This is a genomic window from Zunongwangia endophytica (assembly GCF_030409505.1).
Taxonomy (GTDB): Bacteria; Bacteroidota; Bacteroidia; order Flavobacteriales; family Flavobacteriaceae; genus Zunongwangia; species Zunongwangia endophytica.
The window spans coordinates 157,354-177,009 of the sequence record NZ_JAUFPZ010000002.1 but is presented as its reverse complement, the minus strand read 5'-3'; the positions used below and the strand labels follow the sequence as shown (position 1 = coordinate 177,009).

Here is a 19,656-nt window from a genome sequence, read left to right as displayed (position 1 = left end):
GCCAAATCTTTTGATTTGGCAACTAAAAATGAAAAAGTAGTTACAAAACACAAAATTTTTGGCTTAGGTTGCGGTCGAATGTTAATCGTAAATTTGCACGCTACTTATCATATACAAACACGTTCTAAGCAATTTGAAAAACATACTCAAAATATTAATTCTGACTCTGATTTTTGTTTCTTGTAAAACAGAAATTAAAACTGATTTACCTAAATCTGACTTTGTTTTAAAGAAAGATTATGCGGAATTGACAAGTAAAATAACAGAATTGGATACGATAAAAGTATGGATGAATTTAAGTCAATGTATGTTTCAAGGAATTGAGAAATTGAAAATCACAAGACAAGGAGATTCTATTACAATCCAACCTGAATTTGCAGAATCTGCATTTATAGGTACGGAATTTAAAAAATCCAAACCTATTCTTCTTTCAGTAAATGATACTATTTGGAAGTTCAATGATTTTATTAAAAAGAATAAAAACAGATTAGAAACTGACAGTCTAAAATATGGTCGAATGCAAATAACCTTAAATAAAGAAAGGTTGAATTTTATGACTGAAGGTCTTGGAGATTCTGCTAAATTTATGATTGAATATTGTAATACGATGAAGAATATTATGCCGAATAGTGATTATCATATCTATGCAGGTACCGACATAACTATTGAAGAGGAATAAAAGCGGAGAAAAACTGCTTAGAACAATGTATATAAAAAATAGCGCAAGACTCTGCAAACACTAAGGCTTGGGTGTTTTTGGAAAGTCGCCAAATTTTTAAATTTGACGATTTCAAAAAATAAATAAATAGTAAAATTTAAAAATCCGGCTTGTGTTTAAGCCGAAAAGTAACAGCTTATTTTCAGCGCTACTTTTCATATACGAGACGTTGGCAACAATTAAAAAAATTTAAATTATCATTCTAAGTTTTGAATTATCTGAAAAATTGAAATACTTAGATATGACATCAAGAGGTAAAGAAAAAGCTTCCGCTAACTCGTGGTCAGTGTAATTCAATTCTGTTTTATGAAGTTCATAAGCGTTTTTAAAGGCAATTGGACCATCAATATCGACTATAGTTTTTTCGACCTTTCTCTCTCCCATTCGACTTAATTCAATCATAAAATAAGTAGCTTTTTTATCAGAAATAGCTTTCAAGTCTTTCGCTCTTCTAATAATAGACTGTTTTGAAGTATGCCAATATTTTTTAAGAGGTGCTAAATCATATAAACTTAAACCAATTAAGGAGTTTTTTATACCTTCTTCAGGCATTAGAAATTCAGAAGCAAATCGATTAGCTTCAATTTCTTTTCTTTTTTCATCTCTATGCTTTGGTAAAGGAAAATCACCCGTTATATGCATTAAAATATGTCCTAACTCGTGAGCTAGTGTAAATCTCTTTCTGTCATTTGAAAAGTTTTTATTAATAATAATTATTGGAGTACCCTTATCAGACATTAAAGAAACACCATCAAACTTTTCAGTTACATCATCAAATTCAATTACAATAATCCCTTTACTTTCTAACAAATTAAAAATATTAAATACTGGTTCTCTTTTAGTAAGACCCATTAGCTTTCTAGTAAATTTAGCTACTTCTTCAGGTAAAAACTCTTCTGGATCTAATGGTTTTAAAGAAAATTCTGGAAAATCAATTGATTGATTTAATTGATCAACTATATAGCCTAAAAGTCTATTATTAGTTTCAATTTGAGTTTTTAGTCCTTTTGTTATACCTGACCTTTTTCTATAATGAGCAATTTCAATATCATTATTAATTACTTTGCCAAAGAAACTTTTTGGAAAACCAAGGAATTCAATAAGTGAATCTATTACTGATTCAGATAAAACATCGAAGCCTTTTTCAAATTTAGATAAGTTTGATTGAGATAACCCTTTAACTTGTTTAGATAATTCAGTTTGACTGATACCTTTAAACTCTCTAGCGAAAACGAATTGAGAATGGTTGATTTTCATAATTATTAAAAATTAAAGAAAACTTTATTCTATGACTTAAGGTGTCTATTATTAATTATTGATTAGAAGCTTTTCTCCTAACGAGTTGCTCCTTTACAGAGACATTAACTGATTTATTAGAATTTTTTGATTCAAATAAAGTTTCAACAGAGGTAACATCACTTTCAGACACTATCCATTTAACTTGATCTTCATCAATATAAACTATTTGAGGAGAAAAAACTTCTCCCATTCTATCAATTTTATATCCAAAAAACAAAATTGGATCATCTTGATAAACGTCATTATCAAACAAAGATAAACTCAATTGATTTGAAATCGTGTTTACGTGTTTGGTTTTAATATTCATAGGTTTATTCCCATTATTAAATTTTTTAACCAGGAAGATATAATCTCCTAGTTTCAGGATAAACCTTTTGTACTTGCCCCATTTCCAATTGTTTGAAAATTCATCTTGTAAACTTTCAACAATAGACGTATTCAATACAGAAGCATCGAAACGAACTTTAGAATTAGGGTTAAACATTGATGCTACCTTATTATATTTTTTTACAGCCCTGTTAAAAGCTAAAAAAAACTTAGGTAAATCTTTCTTTAAATCTAATAGACATTCCTCCCTTGAGATCTGCCTTCTTTTACCGCGTCGACTTGCGGATTCAATTTTTGTAACTATATTTGCCATATAAAATATTTGTTTTTGACACCTTAAATCAAAGAACATTATAAAGAACTCTGCGCCAACAGAGTTTTTTTACATCTACAAATATATAAAATAAAAGTTTTATTGTAATACAAATTACGAAAAGTTGTAAACTTATTTTCAACAATTTTTAGCAGTTGCCAACATCGGTTCATCGCAAATAACGGGTTTAGTGGAAAAAGTGTAATTTTAGAAACCAAGAAAGAAAAAAGTTAATCCGACAAGTCCGCGTCCCTACTCCCGCAACTTGCGATAACCGTAACCGTTAGCGGCAAACTTCGTTGAACATCTTGCTATTAGTTTTATGAATAATGTTCCTGTAATAAGAAAAGAAAAATTTAAAGATTATTGGATTAATGGTTGTTTTGGAGGAATAATAACTGGAACTATTGTTTTCCTACTATCTCTAATAGAAAATAGTTTATTAAACTCATTTTATAATGGGCTAATATGTTTTTTTACAATGATTTTTATTTTTTGTGGTGTAGGCTTTTTAAGTGAAGAATATTATTTGAGAAAAAAGAAAATTAAAGAATTACAGTCTGTAAAGTATAATTTCTTAGATAAAAACAACTTTAAATTAAATCCAGATCTATTTTTCGAAGGTGTTTATAAAAGTTTTTATTTCAAAATCTATAATATTAGCGAAACTGTGAAAGTCGATAAGAAAAATAGAAAATTGCAATATGAAATTATTGAAGCTTTTTATGATTATGATCAAAAATTAAATGATAATGATTTCGAGGATAAGTTGAGCGGTGATTATTACGTTGGTAATGTTACATTTGAAAATCATCACGCCTTTTTAATCCCTAAAGATTGGGAAAATCCAAATTTTGAGGAAAATATGGATGCTCTAATTGAAATATTTCATTGGTCTAAACTATATCCGTTGACTGCAGAAAAATGGGAAAATACGATCGGTAAAGAATTAGAAAAAAAACAACTAGAAAATGAAAAGTTGAGAACAAGACAGATTTTGAAAATTGGAAAACTCGACATAAAATATATAAAAAATGAATAATCAGTCAGCCGCTAACAACGCGTATGGTCAATTGCGGCTAAATACTTAATCGATATTTGATGTTTTTAGCTATATTTATTTTAAACGGACACAACCTGGCAATTCAACCCGTAACTGTCCATACTCGTAACCGTTGGCAACAAGGTTGACTCGTCCTGAATAAAGGCTACATAATTTCAAACATTATGTATAAAAATGACAGAGTAATCAGACGGTATTCCGAATCGTTCAAACTAAAAATTTTAGACGAACTTACGGCAGGAAAATTAAACAAGTATCAACTAGGTAAAGCTTACGGTATTGCTCCAACAACCATAAACGAGTGGATCAGGAAATATAACCGTAAAGACCTTATGAACACCAGAGTGACTGTGAAAACAAAAGATGAGATTACACGCATCAAACAGCTTCAAAAAGAAATTGAACAGCTGAAGAAACTTCTTTTGAAAAAGGATATAGACGCCCTTATAGAAGATTCTTATCTTGAAGTGGCAGCAGAACAGCTGGGCTATAAATCAGTGCTTGAACTTAAAAAAAAACTAAGTATCAAGCCTTAATGAAGGCCAAGCAGAAATCCAGAGGATCTGCATCCCTCTCAGCCATAACAGCCTATTTTGGGCTTAAACGTGATGCTTACTATAAATACAAACATAGAGAAGACCAACGTTCAGAAGTAGAAAATAAGGTTGTTGCCATAGTCAAGAAAAGGCGCAGATCCCTTCCTAGGGAAGGTGTTAGAAAACTGACCAGATCACTCGACAAAGAGTTTACAAATGCCCATTTAAAAATAGGTAGAGATACTTTATTCAACATTCTTAGAAAATACGATATGCTCACACTTAGAAAAAATACAGCTCTAGAACAACGAACTCATTACACAGGTTCTACAAGTATAAGAATATCATTAAAGATGTAGAAACAACTAGATCAAACCAAATCTGGGTGAGCGATATCACTTATATCAGAACTATAAAAGGCTTTTGTTACCTAGCACTCATTACAGATATGCATAGTCGCAAAATTGTCGGCTATGACATCAGCAATAGCCTAGAACTAAAAGGCTGTGTAAGAGCTTTGAACAAAGCCTTATATCAAGCTAAAGATATTGACGCACTTATACACCATTCTGACAGAGGTATCCAGTATTGCAGCAATGTATACACACAGATCCTTAAAAGAAATAATATAGGAATCAGTATGACCGAAGAGAACCATTGCTACGAAAACGCGATGGCAGAACGTGTAAATGGCATATTAAAAGACGAGTTCTATCTCGACCAGACCTTTGATAGTCTACAACACGCTAAGAGGGCTACAGAAAATGCAATTAATTTGTATAATGAAATAAGATTACATTTATCTTTAGACTATCAAACACCAAATATGGTTTATAAATTAACAGCTTAAATCAATTTTAACCTGTAGCCATATTTTAGGACTAGACAGATCAACTTATCCTAAAGGAGGGCTGTTATAACTGCGCTGATTCTGAAGAAACAGAAGCTACATGGGAAGATGAAGATGGTTCAATCGATGAAAAAGCCAAAGGTCTGAAGGCCATTTATGCCGGTGGCGAGGACAATACCGGACTAGGTATGTATATAGAAATTGACGGCGAAGTTTTAAGAATTAGTGACCTTAAATCATTCTATAACCGTAAGGGCTTAACACTAACCATACCTGCTTCCGTAGCTATAAAACTACAAACCGGGAATTTAGGCAATGTGATCATAGAAGATCTAACTAACGAACTGGAAATTAATACTGTTGTAGGCTATATTAAATTAACAAATGTCACCGGACCTATAACAGCACATAGCTCTACCGGAAATATTGATGCCATCTTTAGTAGTGTTAATCAGAGCGCTCCGATTTCCATCACCTCCTCTACAGGGATGATCGATGTAAGCCTACCTTCGAATACCAAAGCCTCCGTGGAATTAGGTTCCACTATGGGGTCGGTATTCACTAATTTTGACCTGATTAAACCTAGAGAGGATGGTCTTAAAGCCGTAGGTGGTCAAAAATCAATTGCGGGAAATATCAATAAAGGAGGTGTCAAAATAGCTTTGAAAGCTTCTGTTGGAAATATCTATCTAAGAAAAAAGTAAAATTTAAAATCAATCAAAAAATGAACATTATGAAACAGTTTATCACGTGTACACTCATCATCCTTTTTACTTCGGTTATCCAGGCCCAACGGGCAATCGAAGAAAGTTATAACGTATCTGAAAAACAACAGATCAGTTTAAACTTCAAATTTGCTTCTGATATAAAAGTCATCCAATGGGATAAAAAGGAAGTCAACATTAAAGCCAGCGTTCTTGTTGAGAATGGAAAAGGTAATGAATCTTATAATTTGAAAACAGAAGAATCTTCCGGAGAGATTTATATCTCTTCAGATTTCGGAAATTACTTCAAGAAAAGAAACAATATCATGCTCAACAACAGTGATCAAAAAACTGAAATCAATTATTTGGTTTACGTGCCTATAAATAGTGAACTGAAAATAAAAAGCATCACGGGTAATGTTATTGCTGAAAACTTTTCAGGAAAACTGGAAACCGATCTGATCTCAGGAAGTGTAGAATTGAAAAGATATGAGGGAGAGCTCTCTTTAAAGACCATTAGCGGAAATTTAGATGTGACCATGAAAAAAGCCAAAATAGATGCTAAAACACTTACCGGAACTATATATTCGGATCTTGATATCGATATGAATGATGATAATAAGAAACCTTCAGTTTCCAGTCGGGTTCAGGGAATTGTTAGTAATGGAAATCAAAGAACCAAGCTTGAAACCATTTCCGGTAATATCTATATGCGTAAGGAGTAAATAAACCGACTTCTTGTTTGCATATAAATTATTATAGCCATTCAGAGAATTTATAACTATATTCTCTAAATTTTTAGTAGCGGAAAACAAGTGGCCACACCTAGTGCATGATTGACCAACAAGGATTGATAAAAACAGCCTTATTAGAAAGTAATCCATAGCCAAATCCTGAAATTTCAGGGTTTGGTTTTTTAATTCATAAAATGTTTATATCCCCAACTCTACTATTCTGATTGAATATCAATAAATATCTCTCTGAACATAAATCAAAAAAATCCAGTTTAAGGTACTGGATAAACCTTTAAATGCTATACCATTTCTAAAACGGTATTAAATAACTTTTGATCCAGACGCTTTTGTTGCTGAAAACTTTTCTTAAGTCTGGTGTGTAAAACGTGATTTAAAGCATTATAGCCTAGCCAAAAATTAGGTTCTTCATTAAACAATTTCGATTCTTGTGATAGGATATCTAATACCTCTCTGGATTTCTTTGAAGGCTCAGGATTTTTATCACTGCATTCATATCTAAATAAGTTCAGGTGCTCTACAATATCTTTCACGAATTGCCTGGTATCTAACAGCTTTATGGACTGTAATTTTCGGAATTTGGAAACCACACTATAGTATTCATTCTCGATAAATTTCTCAAATAGGTCGCTCATTTTGGGCACTACTAATTCAGTATTATTTCGGGTATGTCTCACTGAAAAAGCTATTGATGTATCTGCTACATGTAAACCATTACTACATACTTTACGAAAGAAGCCAAAGTGTCCAGTTGTGTTCTCACTTCCATCGTAAGAATTTGTAAATCTAAGCATGGGTAAGATCTGATCATTTTCATTTTTAACTCTAAACTGGTTTTGATCCTCAATGATCAAGTCGAGTACAAAAGAGCGATCGTTACGATTAATACTCCGTCTTTGAAAGCTCAAACCAGCTTCAATTAGCATGTTTTCTGCTTTTTCAAAAAACAAACGATTTGATAGATGTCCATAACTTTTGGAGACTACATTAACGATCTTTCCATTACTTAGAATAGCATTCTCAAGACCTTTTCGTGATGGATAACCGGTTAGCAGATCAAGGGCTACCATCTCATTCGGTAAGTAAAGGTTGTCTTGTTGAAGATTTGATAAATACATAATATGTGAATTTAGTTAAACAATAATTTTAACCTCATCACAAACGGAAGACAAAATTCCAAACCAGAAGGAAACGGAATAAATAGCAAGGCATCGAGCGGTTTATGCCGTAGTCTTATGGAAAGGGATATTTTGCGAGTTTAGCTTTGGTTTAAACTATTGATTATTAAAATCAATTACTAGGCTATAGTATTTAATTTCGATAGGTACAATTAAACTGTAAAGGGCTTATACATGCCTTATTTGAAGTTCGAATTTGACTGAAACAAACACGAATTAATTTTAGCTGCATTTTACAATCTGCTTCTATAGCTATAAATGGTGCTAATTAGCTAATCTAAAATCGATAAAATTAAAAGAAGTTATCCTTTTCAGGAATGCTCAAATTGTTTTCCAAATTATTCTAATTGCTATAAAGCAATCGAGAATCTTTAGGAAGCATATTTAAATGCCACCAACAATATATTTTCCATGATAAGCCGATGCATTAATAGTTTTATGAAGATGGTCAAAATTAGCTGGTGATATATCGCCTTGAGCCATAATCTCTATTCTATCTCCTACAAGAGTCATCATTTTTTTGAGCATATCAGCTCCTTCTCTTGCATTTAATTTACCACCAGATGTTAACACCGTACTTATTTCGGGGATTTGAAGTAGCTGTTTCAGGGCAATCAGAATATCAGGTGTTTCATCTATCGCTTTATGAATAACTACTTTTAAAGGAAAGGCTAATTTTGCAAATTTGGAAATAGCTTCCAAATCGAGGGTTTTGTCTGCCTTAAGAATTCCAAATACAACCCCGTCTACGCCTATTTTTTTACACGACTCAATACCCGCTGCAATACATTTTAATTCACTATCAGAGTATAAGAAATCACCAGAGCGCGGTCGTATCATCACCCGTATGGGTATGCAAACATTTTGCAATACTTGCTTTATCAGATGTTCCGAAGGAGTTAACCCGCCATCAACCCACCGTGTAACAAGTTCCAACCTCGTAGCCCCAAGCTTTTGAACTTTTATAGCTTGCTTAATACTTTCTACACACGCTTCCTTAATCACTTCTTTCATGGTTATTGCTTTTACTTTTATTTGGCTAATTCATTCATAAAACCATAGTTTTACCAGTGCTACAAGAGCGCACCTTATATTTTTGAACATCCTATCAAAATAAAAAGTATACCAGTGGACACAGGCTATTTTTTTAGGTGCATGTAATTAAATTTTCTCGGTGATTTAGTTCTTTTACAATAATTCGCTGCCAAAAGGGATCAACAGGATAGATGCCTTTGAAAAAGTCGAATCCCAGCAGAGTTAAAAAGGTTACAAAGAGCCATAAAAGACTTAATGGTAACACTATCATCTTATATGTTAACTAAACACCGCTTGTTTTAGCAATATAAAGAAGAGCCCGGTCCTCAACGCACTAATCATAAAAAATAAAACTAAACAGGTGATAGGCATTGGTATTGATCAAAGCAGATGTTGTGAATGTTTTCAAAAAGAATCTCTTGAAATTTACCTGTAGGCCCGTACAAAAATAAGGTAGCCTAGGGATAGGTAGTTTTCATAGGTTTATGATGACTTTCTTTTAAAAAAGTACAGGGATAATATCTATAATTATTGCTCTTCGTAAAATTGAATACCGAGAAACTCCCACCTCCTTTTTATCTGCTCCAGATTCTGCTTAAAACGAGTGAAATCTTTGCTTTCGGCAGGGGTCCAGCCTACTTCGGCATAAGCAGCAAGACGGGGAAAAATTTGTTTTTGCATCTGGGCGACTGTAGGAATCCATTCGCTCCACATTTGTGCTCCCGCTCCCAAAATATGCGACTTATATTGTTCATTCAATCCTTCCGGAACTGGATCAAAAGCATAGGATTTTGATAAAGGAATACGTTCGTAGGTGTAATCGAGATAGGTGTCCCAGTGATTGGAATTAACCACATCATAGCCTTCTTCCACCGCCTGGTTTATCAGATTCAAATCCCCTTTCCAGAAATGGACAATAGTTGATTTTGCCAATTTCTGTTTAACTGCCGCAGCATCTTCACCACGTTCGTCGTGAATATCGCTTCCCATAATATCATTCCAACCCATCATGCGTTTTCCTTTATGATCCAGATAATTAGAAATCTCATTGGTAAAATAAATCTGCAGGTCTACAGGAGATGCTAATTCTTTTTTCTTCATAAAATCCAGGACTTTCGCAGAATGTTCCCAAGGTTTAAAATTTACCTCATCACCTCCTATATGGATGACTGCCCCGGGAAATAGTACAATTACCTCGTCGAGAATATCTTTTAGGAATTGTACCACCTTAGGGTCGGCGATCTGAAAGGAATCGTCAAATTTGCCAAAGGTTACGGCCACCTCCTGCGGCGTTTCCATCGCCCCCACCCAAGGATAGGCTGCAATTGCTGCAGTGGCATGTCCCGGCATTTCGATTTCCGGAACCACTTTGATGTGTAAACGTTTAGCATACTCTAGAATCTCTTTAATTTCGTCCTGCTTATAAAAACCACTATGGGGCTCACCCGTTCGCAATTCACTATTCCTGCTAATCTGGGTATCCTTTCGTTCCGAGCCAATCTGTGTTAATTTTGGGTATTTTTTGATCTCAATACGCCAGCCCTGGTCATCGGTTAGGTGCCAGTGAAAGGTATTCATCTTGAGCATGGCCATTTGGTCGAGTAAATCTTTAACTACTTCTTTCCCTTTAAAATGACGTGATTCATCAAGCATTAAAGCCCTCCAGGGAAACCTTGGACGATCTATGATTTCAAGGCAAGGTATTTTTACAGATTGATACTGTTTACCGTATTCAAAAGTTATGGGTAAAAGCTGTCTGATTGACTGTATTCCATAAAAAATACCTGCAGAAGTTGCTGCAGTAATTTTTATCCCCTCTTCTTCAACGAGGAGCTTATATCCTTCCTCTCCAAGAGTACTTAAACGGTTTGCATCCAACATTAATTGAATATCTCCATTTTTAGAAACCTGTTTAGGACCTCTTGAAAGTCCCTTTTGTAACAAAGATTGTAATAATTCCAGTTCTGACTGAAGTTCAGCAGGAGCCTGGATGCATACCTTCTGATTTAACACTAGCTCTCCCTTACCATAGGACAAAGAAGTAGGTTGAGGAATGATCTGTACCTTGCCATCAGCAAGGGAATTGGTTGATTTAAATACCGCCAGAATCACAATAAAGAGGCTTAGTGCGTATTTTATTTTTGTAAACTGTATCATTATGTTATTAGAATTAAATAGTGTAGACTAGTTCTCCTCCCTTCAGAGTTTTATGAAGTCTTGTTTTTGAATTCTTTAGTTCAAAGACAATCAGATCGGCATGACTCCCCGGCATCAACTCATAGTGCTCCCCGCCCCCCAACAACTCAAGTGGTTTTAAAGAAGCCATCTCAAAAACATCCGCTGGTTTTACTCTATTGAGTTCAAGGAGGTGGTTAACACAATCGAGTAGAGACTTCGCAGAACCTGCAAGCATTCTGGGGTTACCCTGAATGCATAATTTACCGGCCTCATCTAACTCTACTGCTCCTCCGATATGACTTTTATAGACACCTGGAGGCAATCCTGCAAATCGAGTCGCATCGCTCACTAATACACTTTTGCCTTTTTTGACCTTTAGAAATACGGAAAGAATTGCCTGAGGCAAATGAAATCCATCTGCAATTAAGGTGGCCCAGAGTTGTTCCGTTGCCAGCTGTTCCCATATGTAATTATCATGTCTGGGTAGGAACTGATGAGAGGCATTTCCCAAATGGGTTGAGCAGGTGGCACCTGCAGAAACAGCATCCTGTATCTGCCGCGCATTTGCTGCTGTATGCCCCAAAGCTACTTTCACCCCGGATGCCACGCATTTTTTAATAAAAGAATCAGCTCCCGGTAACTCGGGGGCAAGGGTGATGAGTTTGATCATTCCTTTTGACTGCTCCTGCCATTTGCAAAAAAGATCCCAATCTGGAGCTTTAATATATTTTAAAGGATGGGCTCCACGGGAGCCTTCTTCTGCAGACAAAAATGGTCCTTCAAGATGAATCCCCATAATACTATTTCTTACCAGAGGAAAGGCTTCGCAACTTTTTACGAGGACTTCAATGGTCTTACTAATTGCTGCATCGCTATTGGTGATCAGGGTGGGAAAATAACCGGTAATCCCTGTTTTAAAAAGTTCTTGTGTTACTGTTAATACCTGCTGCTGGGTTAGATTTACCTCATTAAAATCAATGCCTTTAAATCCGTTAATTTGTAAATCTACCAGCCCTGGAGCTATAATCAATTCTTCTTGTAACTCCTGAAGTGGGCTAATACGGGAAATGTAGCCGGAATTTATCTCCACTTCAATGATCTCATGAGTTTTATAATGTATTCCCTGTAAACGAATTCCCATTGCTCTTATTTTAATGATTCTTATCCAGATTGGTATGAAGCTCCTTAACGTGCTGCGGCACCTCTTTGGTACTGATAAATCCTGCAAAAATGTAAACTATCAGTGAGACCAGTGTAGGCCCACCCACTTCCAAAGCGAATGAATCTACCGCAACCCATTTAAATACAAAAAAACTACTCAAACCGCCTACTATTGAAATTAGGGCTATAGTGCCATTACTTTTACTAAATGCAGGAAGCAGTCCTAAAATCATAGGAATGGCTATGGGACCTAGCAGTGCCGCAAACCACGAAATTATCAATCCGAAAACCCCGCCGAAAAGGCCGGCATTAAGGGCAGTAACAATAGTCAGCAAGGTAAATCCAAAGGTGGTTCCACGTGCCAGCACCAGCAATTGTTTTTTGGAGTATTTTTTTACTTTAGGAAATATATTGGGTAAAATATCACGGCTAATCACTGCCGAAACGGTATTAGAATCTGACGCTGTCATAGATAGGGTGTTTGCAAATAACGAAGCCAGCACCAACCCCACCAGGCCGGTAGGCAGAAAATCAAGTACCAATTTACCATAGGATAAGCTTGGATCTGAAAGATTTTCAAAAAATAAAGGGGCCGCAAACATGGGGTATAATAAAATAAGAGGCCAAACAAAATACAAACAGGATGAGAAAAGGGCGGCTTTTCTTGCAGTTTTCCCAGAAGAAGAGGATATAAAACGGGTGGCAAGATTCCAGGTTCCTCCACTGTAACTGAAAAAGTTGATAACCAGCATTACCAAAGCAAAGTTAATGGTATAGGGATCATTAAAGAAAGTGGCATTTCCTTCCGGCAATTCATCCCACATCTGAAAAATCCCACTTATACCCATGTCGAGTTTTAGGATGACCATGATAAACATCGTCAGACCTGCCAATAGTTGTACAATAAATTGTCCAAAATCATTCCACACATCTGCCCAAAGTCCTCCAATAGTGATGTATATAAGCGAAATCCCGCCCACAAGAAGAATCCCAAAGGTGATTGAGGTCCCGCTAAATACATTTAATAGTACTGCTATAGCCGCCAGTTTTCCTCCCGTATCAAAAACTTTTATGATTGCTCCGGTCCAAGCTATAAGTTGCTGTGTAGTTAAATTATAACGTAATAACAAATATTCGGTAGGCGATTGAATGCCTGCATAGATACGAAGACGTGACCATCTGGGAGCTATAAAAAAAGCTGCTATGAGCGTAGCTACACCTACCGTAAAAGCCCACCATATATAAAGGGTAAAACCATGGGTGTAGGCAATTGCTGCATAGGCTACAAATACCGCACCGCTATAGCCCGAAACATGATGCGAAATCCCGGAAAGCCACCAGGGCAATTTTCCACCGGCAGTATAAAAATCTTCAGAGTTCTTAACTCGAAAGTATGACCATAATCCTATTGCTAACAGCATTACAAAGTAAATCGACAGAACTATCCAGTCTAATAATTGCATGGGGGCTAGGCTTTTAATATGAGTTTTATTTTAATTTTGACAAGCGATCGTACAATACCTCTAACTTCTGTGTACGCAGATGATTTTGCTCCTCAATTTCAGCATCGTACAGAAAGCCTTTATTTAGCTTTGAGAAACGCTCATTCAATGTCTGGGCTTCTGCGAGTAGTTCATCAAGACGTGCAAGAAGCAGGGGTGCCTTTTCTAACGAATAGGAAGGATCGTTATAGCGCACCTCTACTTTTTTGAAATTAAGATAATGCATTCTTAAATCAGCCATCAGTTTAAAATGATTGAATTCTTCTGCATAGGAAGTAACCTTAATGCTTTTTAGTTTATTCCTGATAGGATTAAAGTAACTTATCATTTCATCAATACTTGAACTTCGTTGAGGTTTTCCATCTACAATCAATTCGGGATTGCTATATAGAAATTCCAAAAAACTGTCAGTAGCTTTTTCAGAGAGGCCAAAACGCTCTTTAGCATATTTCTGAATAAAATCACGGGTATTTACGGTATCTTTCGTGTTCAGGGTCTCGGCATAGCTAGCAACCAGTATTCTAAATCCGGAAAGCGGATAGGTATTACGGAGCTGCACCATATCTACTACGCTGTAGTCTACGTCCCATGTGAAGCCATACACCCCACTGGTAGACCAGGAAGTCATTATCATTCCTTCATAACCAGAGTTACGGGCGTAGGGAATAAAACGTTCCTGATTGTTGAAATGTGTTTTCCAGTCAGTAACATACCAGTTATCAGGATGGCTGCGTATTGCCGGGGCTCCCCAAAAAGTAAAGCCCTGATCCTGAAGTTGGGGAATATCTCCAAAGTGGTTGATTTTCCAGCCGTAGTTCCAGTCTACAAAAATGGTCTCTTCAGGGAGTTCCTGGGCAGCTTCCGGATGTTTTAAAATAATATCGGCCCACATCACCGGTTTTTTCCCCAGATCAACGACTAACTTACAAATCATAGCCATGTAATCTACAAACAGCTTAGAGGTGCCGACCTCCTCTACCTTTTTTTGACATAAGGGGCAGTGTCCCAAAAGTCTGGTTTCATCACCCCCAATATGTATATAGTCTGAATTATGGATTTCTGCCATATCAGCAAACAATTCGCTAAAAAGCTTTTTGCTTTCCTCTATTTGCATGGGACAAACCTGAGAGATATCTTTTCGATCTTCTTTTAGTGCACCATACCTGGGATTCCTGAGGACGTATTCCAAATGCCCCAGGCTCTGCTGAAGAGGTATCACTTCAATCTCCAGATTGTTGCAATACTTTATAAAATCTTCAATTTCGGCACGGGTATACGCATATTCATTAGCGATTGTAGCATGTTTTTTAAAAGGATAGGTCGCTTCATATTCCATCACAAGGGTATTCATTCCTAGTTCTGCAAGCTCTTTGGCAAATGCTTTCAATGCATTGGGAGTCATCACCTGGATACGAAGATCGAGATGAAAACCCTTAACCTCAAAACCGGAATCTTGCTTAACCTGGGCAATACTGCTAGAGGAACCATAAAATAAGAGCGTTACGAATAGAATAAAGTGGTACAAAGATGGAAACTTCATAATGCTGTTTGTTTTAATTATCATATACAGTTTTGACTTTTGCTAATTCTTTAAATGCCGCTGTATCAAAAAAGAATTCACATTTTTTATGCGTTGTCAAAATCGACGCCGGACACCAAGTATTTACCCCGGCAAAGGTATCTTTTACAGCCTGGCTCTTTTTCTCGCCTACCACCACACAAAATAAACGCTCACCGCTAAAAAGCACAGGGATGGTAAGGGTAAGCGCACGTTGTGGCACTGCGTCAATCGAAGAAAAACACCCGTCGTTAACCTGCTGCATGCGACAAGAAGAGTCTAAGTTAACTTCTTTTAGGATAAGAGGATCGTTAAAATTTGCTACCGGGGGATCATTAAATGCGATGTGCCCGTTCTCACCAATCCCCAGGCATACGATATCTATAGGTGCATCCTGTATTAAACGGCTATATCTGTTAATCTCTTCCTCTATTGATGCTTCAGCATTGATGGTATGCTTCTCCTTAAGCTTTACTTTAGAAAACAAATGGGTTTCCAGATAATGTGCAAAAGTCTCAGGAGCCTCAGAAGAAAGTCCAATATACTCATCCATGTTAAAAGCGACAATTTTATCCCACCGGATTCTTTCTGATTTTGACAAATACGCAAGCATTGCATCCTGTGAGGGTGCTGCTGCAAAAACAATACGAATGCTGTCCTTTTTTTCCTGTAATTCTTCGATATGACGTTCTACTTGTATACCGGCATTGCTGCCGGCCAGCTTAGCTGTAGTAAACACATGGATATCTTTACTGGATTCTAACATTTACTTTACTTTTTAAATTGATTTTTATAAAAATGGCACCAATAGGTTATACCATCATTTTTCACTATAATAGAACGGACTTTAGTAAACCTCAACCCGGTCTATGATCAGTTCACCTCCGGTACCATTGACCGGAGCCGCTCCGCGGAATAACCACAAATTTATTTTTAGACGCTCGTTATTTTCAGGTGGAATGTTTTCGTCTGTATAATTCCACGTACTATATATATCAGACGCTTCCGGCTCCAGAGTATGCCCCCTGTAACTTGCAAATGTTATCTGGTCGGGTTTCCAGTCAAAGAAATGTGTAGAGGTATTGCTTTCCATATCCATATCAAACCGTTCCTTGTTCTCGGCTTTGGAAGAAGGCTGCACAGCAAACTGCGCGTTTTGATTTTCAGGATCTGCCCATCGGGAAAACTCGATATCAATTTCCTGGCTATCGGTTTTATGGGTAAACAGCCCCGCAATGATATTCTCATCGAGATGATCTACACGACTAGAGAGGTAAAACACATACTTTTTAAAGCCGAGGGAACTACGCATAATAACCCCTGAACAGTACCAGTTTCCGTTTCGTTTCACAAGCCTTAGGTGGAGGCGGCCTGCTGCATCAACCCAAACATTCTCTTTGGAGTCTGAAAAGTAATTGGGGCCCGGCCCTACTTTATCCCCATCAGAAGTTCTCACGATCCATTGGTAGCCGGAAAACTCTATAATCCGGGTGGTTTGTACCTCAGGTAACTCCTCATTTTGCTGAGAACTGTCACAGGAACTAAAAAGCAGTAAAGTCAGGAAGGAATAATAAACTAACATCGAACACATGCTTATTATTTTGAAATAAATTATACTCGTTTTTGATTATTGAATTGCAATATCAAGCAGAAAACTTTCAAGGCTTGATCCTGCCCGGTCTCTTGCAGAAACTACAATACCGTCACTAGTTCCAGAACCGTTGCTGATGTATATCATATTTCGGGAGTTGACATCAAACTGGGTAAAACGATCACCGGGCTTAAGAATATCGGCTCCGCGGATGAGCCAGCCATTAAGCGGTGCTTCCTCCAGATTGTAAATAATATCTGAGGCGTCAGCTCCGGTGACTTCGACAATCTCGTTGCTCAACACAAAGGTTTCACCGCCTTGCACCGTAAAACCCTTATTGGTTTGAAGTACCAGCACATTATTTCCGGAGGCTATGGTAGCGATAAGTATAGGGGCATTATGGGTGGTGTTTTCTTTTGTGGCAAACTCATCGGTTTCATCAGTACCCGGCTCCCCATCGAGAACAAAAGAAACCTTTTGTTTATTATCAAGTGAGTTATAATAGTCAGTGACATCAAATGCAAAAGTGCTTATCTTCGTCGTGGTCAAACTGGCAATTGGATCTCCTTCAGGTAAGGTAGCATTATCAAAGGTAAGGCTTGTCTCATTCCACAGGGTATCCTTAGAAGTAAAAAGATTCATAGCTACACCTTTAGCTGCGGTAAATTTCACCGCCATTTCCAGCTTCACATCAGTAATAACTCCCTCATCATCAAAATCTTTCAGATCAAACATAAGAAAGCCCTTTCGGTCATAATCTCCATTATCTGTTACATTTTTTACTTTTATAAGCACATCCCCACCGTAATTAACCCCAGAGCTGCTCCCCCCATTGATATAGGTATCATGATGCGGATAAATGGTGTCAGTCTTTACAGAAGAATCCGGAATATTTAAATTGCCGGCCGGGGCAGAAAAGTAGACGATAGAAGATACCACATGAATCGCTCCATTTTTAGGTTCCAAATTAGAAGTCACAATGGTCCATTGCTTACTGGTTTCTTCATTCACTAAACCCTGATAATTAGTATTATGAGACAAGAACATCAGCTGTCCGTTTTCTGTATCGTAGGCTATAGGATTGTTACTTTCGGCCAGGTCAGGATTCGTAAACAATACGACCTCTTTAACGATATGATATTTCAGTGTGTTTTTGAGAATAGGGAGTGGTACCTCCTCCAGACTGGCATAAGCATTAGTGGCTAAATACTGCTTGAAAGCCTGATTTGTGGGAGCTATAAATGTTCTTGCATCCATCCCATTATATAAAGACTCCAGGTTGGCTTTACTTATTGCAGATTCAAGCAATGTCAAAGAGTCATTAGCCTGAATGAACTCCCATGCAGTCACCCCTAATTCTCCAGTGGTTCCCGATTTCTGGTATTCAAAATTTTCCTGAATTTCACAACCAATTAGCAGGCATAACATTGCCCCGCATAGTAACAGGTAAGTTCTTTTAATAGTTTTCATCACATTTAGTTTTAAGAATTATACAGTGATTAGGATTTAGTTACCGGGGGTAAAATGAATTTTGTTCCAAGCCTGGATTTCTGTTGAGCGCATCTTCGTGAAGTGGCCAGATCAGATTTGCCTCATCACTTAACCCATTTATAGGCTGCATCAATTCAAGGGCTGTACCGGTACGCACCAGGTCAAACCAGCGATGTCCTTCGTAAGACAATTCGATAAATCGCTCATGAAGAATTGCTGATTTCACATCACCATAAGCTGCAATTGCACCTTCCTGATCCAGTTGGTCAAGTCCTGCTCGAGTTCTGATTCGGTTTAAAAGTTCCAGGGCTTCTTCTGGTTGATTCAATTCGTTAAGTGCTTCTGCCTTGAGCAGGATAATATCGGCCAGACGCACCAGCACGATATTGTTTGAAGAAGGATCAGGACTCTCATCATTAAATCCTTCTCCAAAATACTTCCAAATTTTACGAGGCTGAGCCGCAGTAGTATCGTAGATTTTAGCTTGTCTTAAATCGCCATCTTCAAAAGAATTTCGAAATTTTTCGCTGGGAAAATAATCGCTGTCGGAGCCCAGAGCATATAATACCCGTAAAGCGTTTGTCTGAATATCATTATAGCCTACCTCAAAGATGCTTTCGTTTGAAAAACCGGTGGTGAAAATAGAAGACCAATCGGACATACTTACTAAGGAATACAGGCTGTTATCCAGTACGCGGTCCGCTGCGGTAATAGCATTTTCATATTGTTTTCTCCACATATACACCTGGGTCAGCAACGCATTGGCTCCGCCCTGTGTAATCAAAACGCGGTCGCGCTCACCGCCAAATCTCGCACTGCAGTTTTCTGCTGCAAAGCTAAGGTCTTCCACGATCTGGTCTAAAACTAGTTCTTTATCCGTACGTGCTACAAAAAGTTGTTGCTCTGCGCTTTCATAAGGCTCCGTAATAAGCGGGACATCCCCCCAAATACGTACCGCGTAAAAATACGAAAGAGCCCTGAGTGCACGCGCCTCTCCTACTAAACGCAACCCCAGTTCAGATTGCGATACTTCGGGCACATACTTAATAGCATAATTGGCCCGGCTTATGGTCTGGTAGAGGGTATTCCACTGTGCTGAATTCATGGTTTTACTAAGGGTATTCTGGCTCAAGAGCAAGGGATCTCCAGAATGGTTTGTCTCTATGGCATCTGCCCGACCCTCACCCCAGTAGGCAAAATTGATGCGGTAATCTGACTGTAAAGATTCATAAATACCGTAGACACCTGCCTGGGCATCACTGGTCGTTTTATAAAACCCCTGAGCCGAAAAATTGCTTAATGGTTCTTTATCCAGGATATCTGAACATGACCCCATGGTAAAGGCCAATATTAAAACCATCAGTTTTTGTACTTTTCCCATAATGTTATTTTTTAACGTA

The 19,656-nt window shown here is 37.3% G+C and carries 19 protein-coding genes; 7 read left to right on the top strand and 12 right to left on the bottom strand.

Features of this window, described 5'->3' with window-relative positions:
• Positions 1 to 268: 268 nt before the first annotated feature.
• Positions 269 to 679 (top strand): hypothetical protein, encoded by a 411-nt coding sequence (locus QWY91_RS01015; protein WP_290230814.1) that lies wholly within the window; start codon positions 269 to 271, stop codon positions 677 to 679.
• Between the two features lie 228 nt (positions 680 to 907).
• On the opposite strand, the gene QWY91_RS01010 is transcribed toward QWY91_RS01015, so the two are convergent.
• Both QWY91_RS01010 and QWY91_RS01005 read right to left on the bottom strand, forming a co-directional pair.
• Complete coding sequence (locus QWY91_RS01010) at positions 908 to 1,975, bottom strand: ImmA/IrrE family metallo-endopeptidase (RefSeq protein WP_290230811.1); 1,068 nt, start codon at positions 1,973 to 1,975, stop codon at positions 908 to 910.
• A gap of 55 nt (positions 1,976 to 2,030) precedes the next feature.
• On the bottom strand, positions 2,031 to 2,657 hold the full coding sequence (locus tag QWY91_RS01005; protein WP_290230810.1) for a hypothetical protein: 627 nt from the start codon (positions 2,655 to 2,657) through the stop codon (positions 2,031 to 2,033).
• A 481-nt stretch (positions 2,658 to 3,138) separates the two neighbouring features.
• On the opposite strand from QWY91_RS01005, the gene QWY91_RS01000 reads away from it, so the two are divergent.
• The 6 genes from QWY91_RS01000 to QWY91_RS00975 all read left to right on the top strand — a co-directional run bounded on the left by QWY91_RS01000 (position 3,139) and on the right by QWY91_RS00975 (position 6,535).
• Positions 3,139 to 3,699, top strand: coding sequence for a hypothetical protein (locus QWY91_RS01000; protein ID WP_290230807.1), 561 nt, complete (start codon positions 3,139 to 3,141; stop codon positions 3,697 to 3,699).
• 185 nt (positions 3,700 to 3,884) lie between these two features.
• On the top strand, positions 3,885 to 4,256 hold the full coding sequence (locus QWY91_RS00995) for a transposase (RefSeq protein WP_290230433.1): 372 nt from the start codon (positions 3,885 to 3,887) through the stop codon (positions 4,254 to 4,256).
• The gene (locus QWY91_RS00990) at positions 4,256 to 4,615 is read left to right on the top strand and encodes a hypothetical protein (RefSeq protein WP_290230806.1); all 360 of its coding nucleotides are present in this window, start codon (positions 4,256 to 4,258) and stop codon (positions 4,613 to 4,615) included. Before QWY91_RS00995 ends, QWY91_RS00990 begins: the two co-directional genes overlap by 1 nt.
• Entirely contained in the window at positions 4,600 to 5,106 is a 507-nt protein-coding gene (locus QWY91_RS00985) for an IS3 family transposase (protein WP_353958659.1), read from the top strand. The genes QWY91_RS00990 and QWY91_RS00985 overlap by 16 nt, the downstream gene beginning before the upstream one ends.
• Positions 5,107 to 5,294: 188 nt before the next feature.
• Entirely contained in the window at positions 5,295 to 5,810 is a 516-nt protein-coding gene (locus QWY91_RS00980) for a DUF4097 family beta strand repeat-containing protein (protein WP_290230803.1), read from the top strand.
• A gap of 29 nt (positions 5,811 to 5,839) precedes the next feature.
• Positions 5,840 to 6,535: a DUF4097 family beta strand repeat-containing protein gene (locus tag QWY91_RS00975; protein WP_290230800.1), complete on the top strand. Its 696-nt coding sequence runs from the start codon at positions 5,840 to 5,842 to the stop codon at positions 6,533 to 6,535.
• A gap of 308 nt (positions 6,536 to 6,843) precedes the next feature.
• On the opposite strand, the gene QWY91_RS00970 is transcribed toward QWY91_RS00975, so the two are convergent.
• From QWY91_RS00970 to QWY91_RS00925, 10 genes are all read right to left on the bottom strand, one after another.
• Positions 6,844 to 7,680, bottom strand: a complete 837-nt coding sequence (locus QWY91_RS00970; RefSeq protein WP_290230798.1) for a DUF932 domain-containing protein — start codon at positions 7,678 to 7,680, stop codon at positions 6,844 to 6,846.
• 444 nt (positions 7,681 to 8,124) lie between these two features.
• Entirely contained in the window at positions 8,125 to 8,754 is a 630-nt protein-coding gene (locus tag QWY91_RS00965) for a copper homeostasis protein CutC (RefSeq protein ID WP_290230795.1), read from the bottom strand.
• A gap of 549 nt (positions 8,755 to 9,303) precedes the next feature.
• A complete protein-coding gene (locus QWY91_RS00960) occupies positions 9,304 to 10,932 on the bottom strand; it encodes a beta-N-acetylhexosaminidase (protein WP_290230793.1) in 1,629 nt (542 codons plus the stop codon).
• 13 nt (positions 10,933 to 10,945) lie between these two features.
• Complete coding sequence (locus QWY91_RS00955) at positions 10,946 to 12,094, bottom strand: N-acetylglucosamine-6-phosphate deacetylase (RefSeq protein ID WP_290230791.1); 1,149 nt, start codon at positions 12,092 to 12,094, stop codon at positions 10,946 to 10,948.
• Between the two features lie 10 nt (positions 12,095 to 12,104).
• Positions 12,105 to 13,577, bottom strand: a complete 1,473-nt coding sequence (locus tag QWY91_RS00950) for a sodium:solute symporter family protein (protein WP_290230789.1) — start codon at positions 13,575 to 13,577, stop codon at positions 12,105 to 12,107.
• Positions 13,578 to 13,602: 25 nt separating this feature from the next.
• A complete protein-coding gene (locus tag QWY91_RS00945) occupies positions 13,603 to 15,156 on the bottom strand; it encodes a family 20 glycosylhydrolase (protein WP_290230787.1) in 1,554 nt (517 codons plus the stop codon).
• 13 nt (positions 15,157 to 15,169) lie between these two features.
• Positions 15,170 to 15,940: a 6-phosphogluconolactonase gene (locus QWY91_RS00940; protein WP_290230786.1), complete on the bottom strand. Its 771-nt coding sequence runs from the start codon at positions 15,938 to 15,940 to the stop codon at positions 15,170 to 15,172.
• Between the two features lie 81 nt (positions 15,941 to 16,021).
• Positions 16,022 to 16,486 (bottom strand): LamG domain-containing protein, encoded by a 465-nt coding sequence (locus QWY91_RS00935; protein ID WP_290230782.1) that lies wholly within the window; start codon positions 16,484 to 16,486, stop codon positions 16,022 to 16,024.
• A gap of 315 nt (positions 16,487 to 16,801) precedes the next feature.
• The gene (locus QWY91_RS00930) at positions 16,802 to 18,235 is read right to left on the bottom strand and encodes a CBM96 family carbohydrate-binding protein (RefSeq protein WP_290230780.1); all 1,434 of its coding nucleotides are present in this window, start codon (positions 18,233 to 18,235) and stop codon (positions 16,802 to 16,804) included.
• 40 nt (positions 18,236 to 18,275) lie between these two features.
• Positions 18,276 to 19,637: a RagB/SusD family nutrient uptake outer membrane protein gene (locus QWY91_RS00925; protein ID WP_290230778.1), complete on the bottom strand. Its 1,362-nt coding sequence runs from the start codon at positions 19,635 to 19,637 to the stop codon at positions 18,276 to 18,278.
• Positions 19,638 to 19,656: the final 19 nt, after the last annotated feature.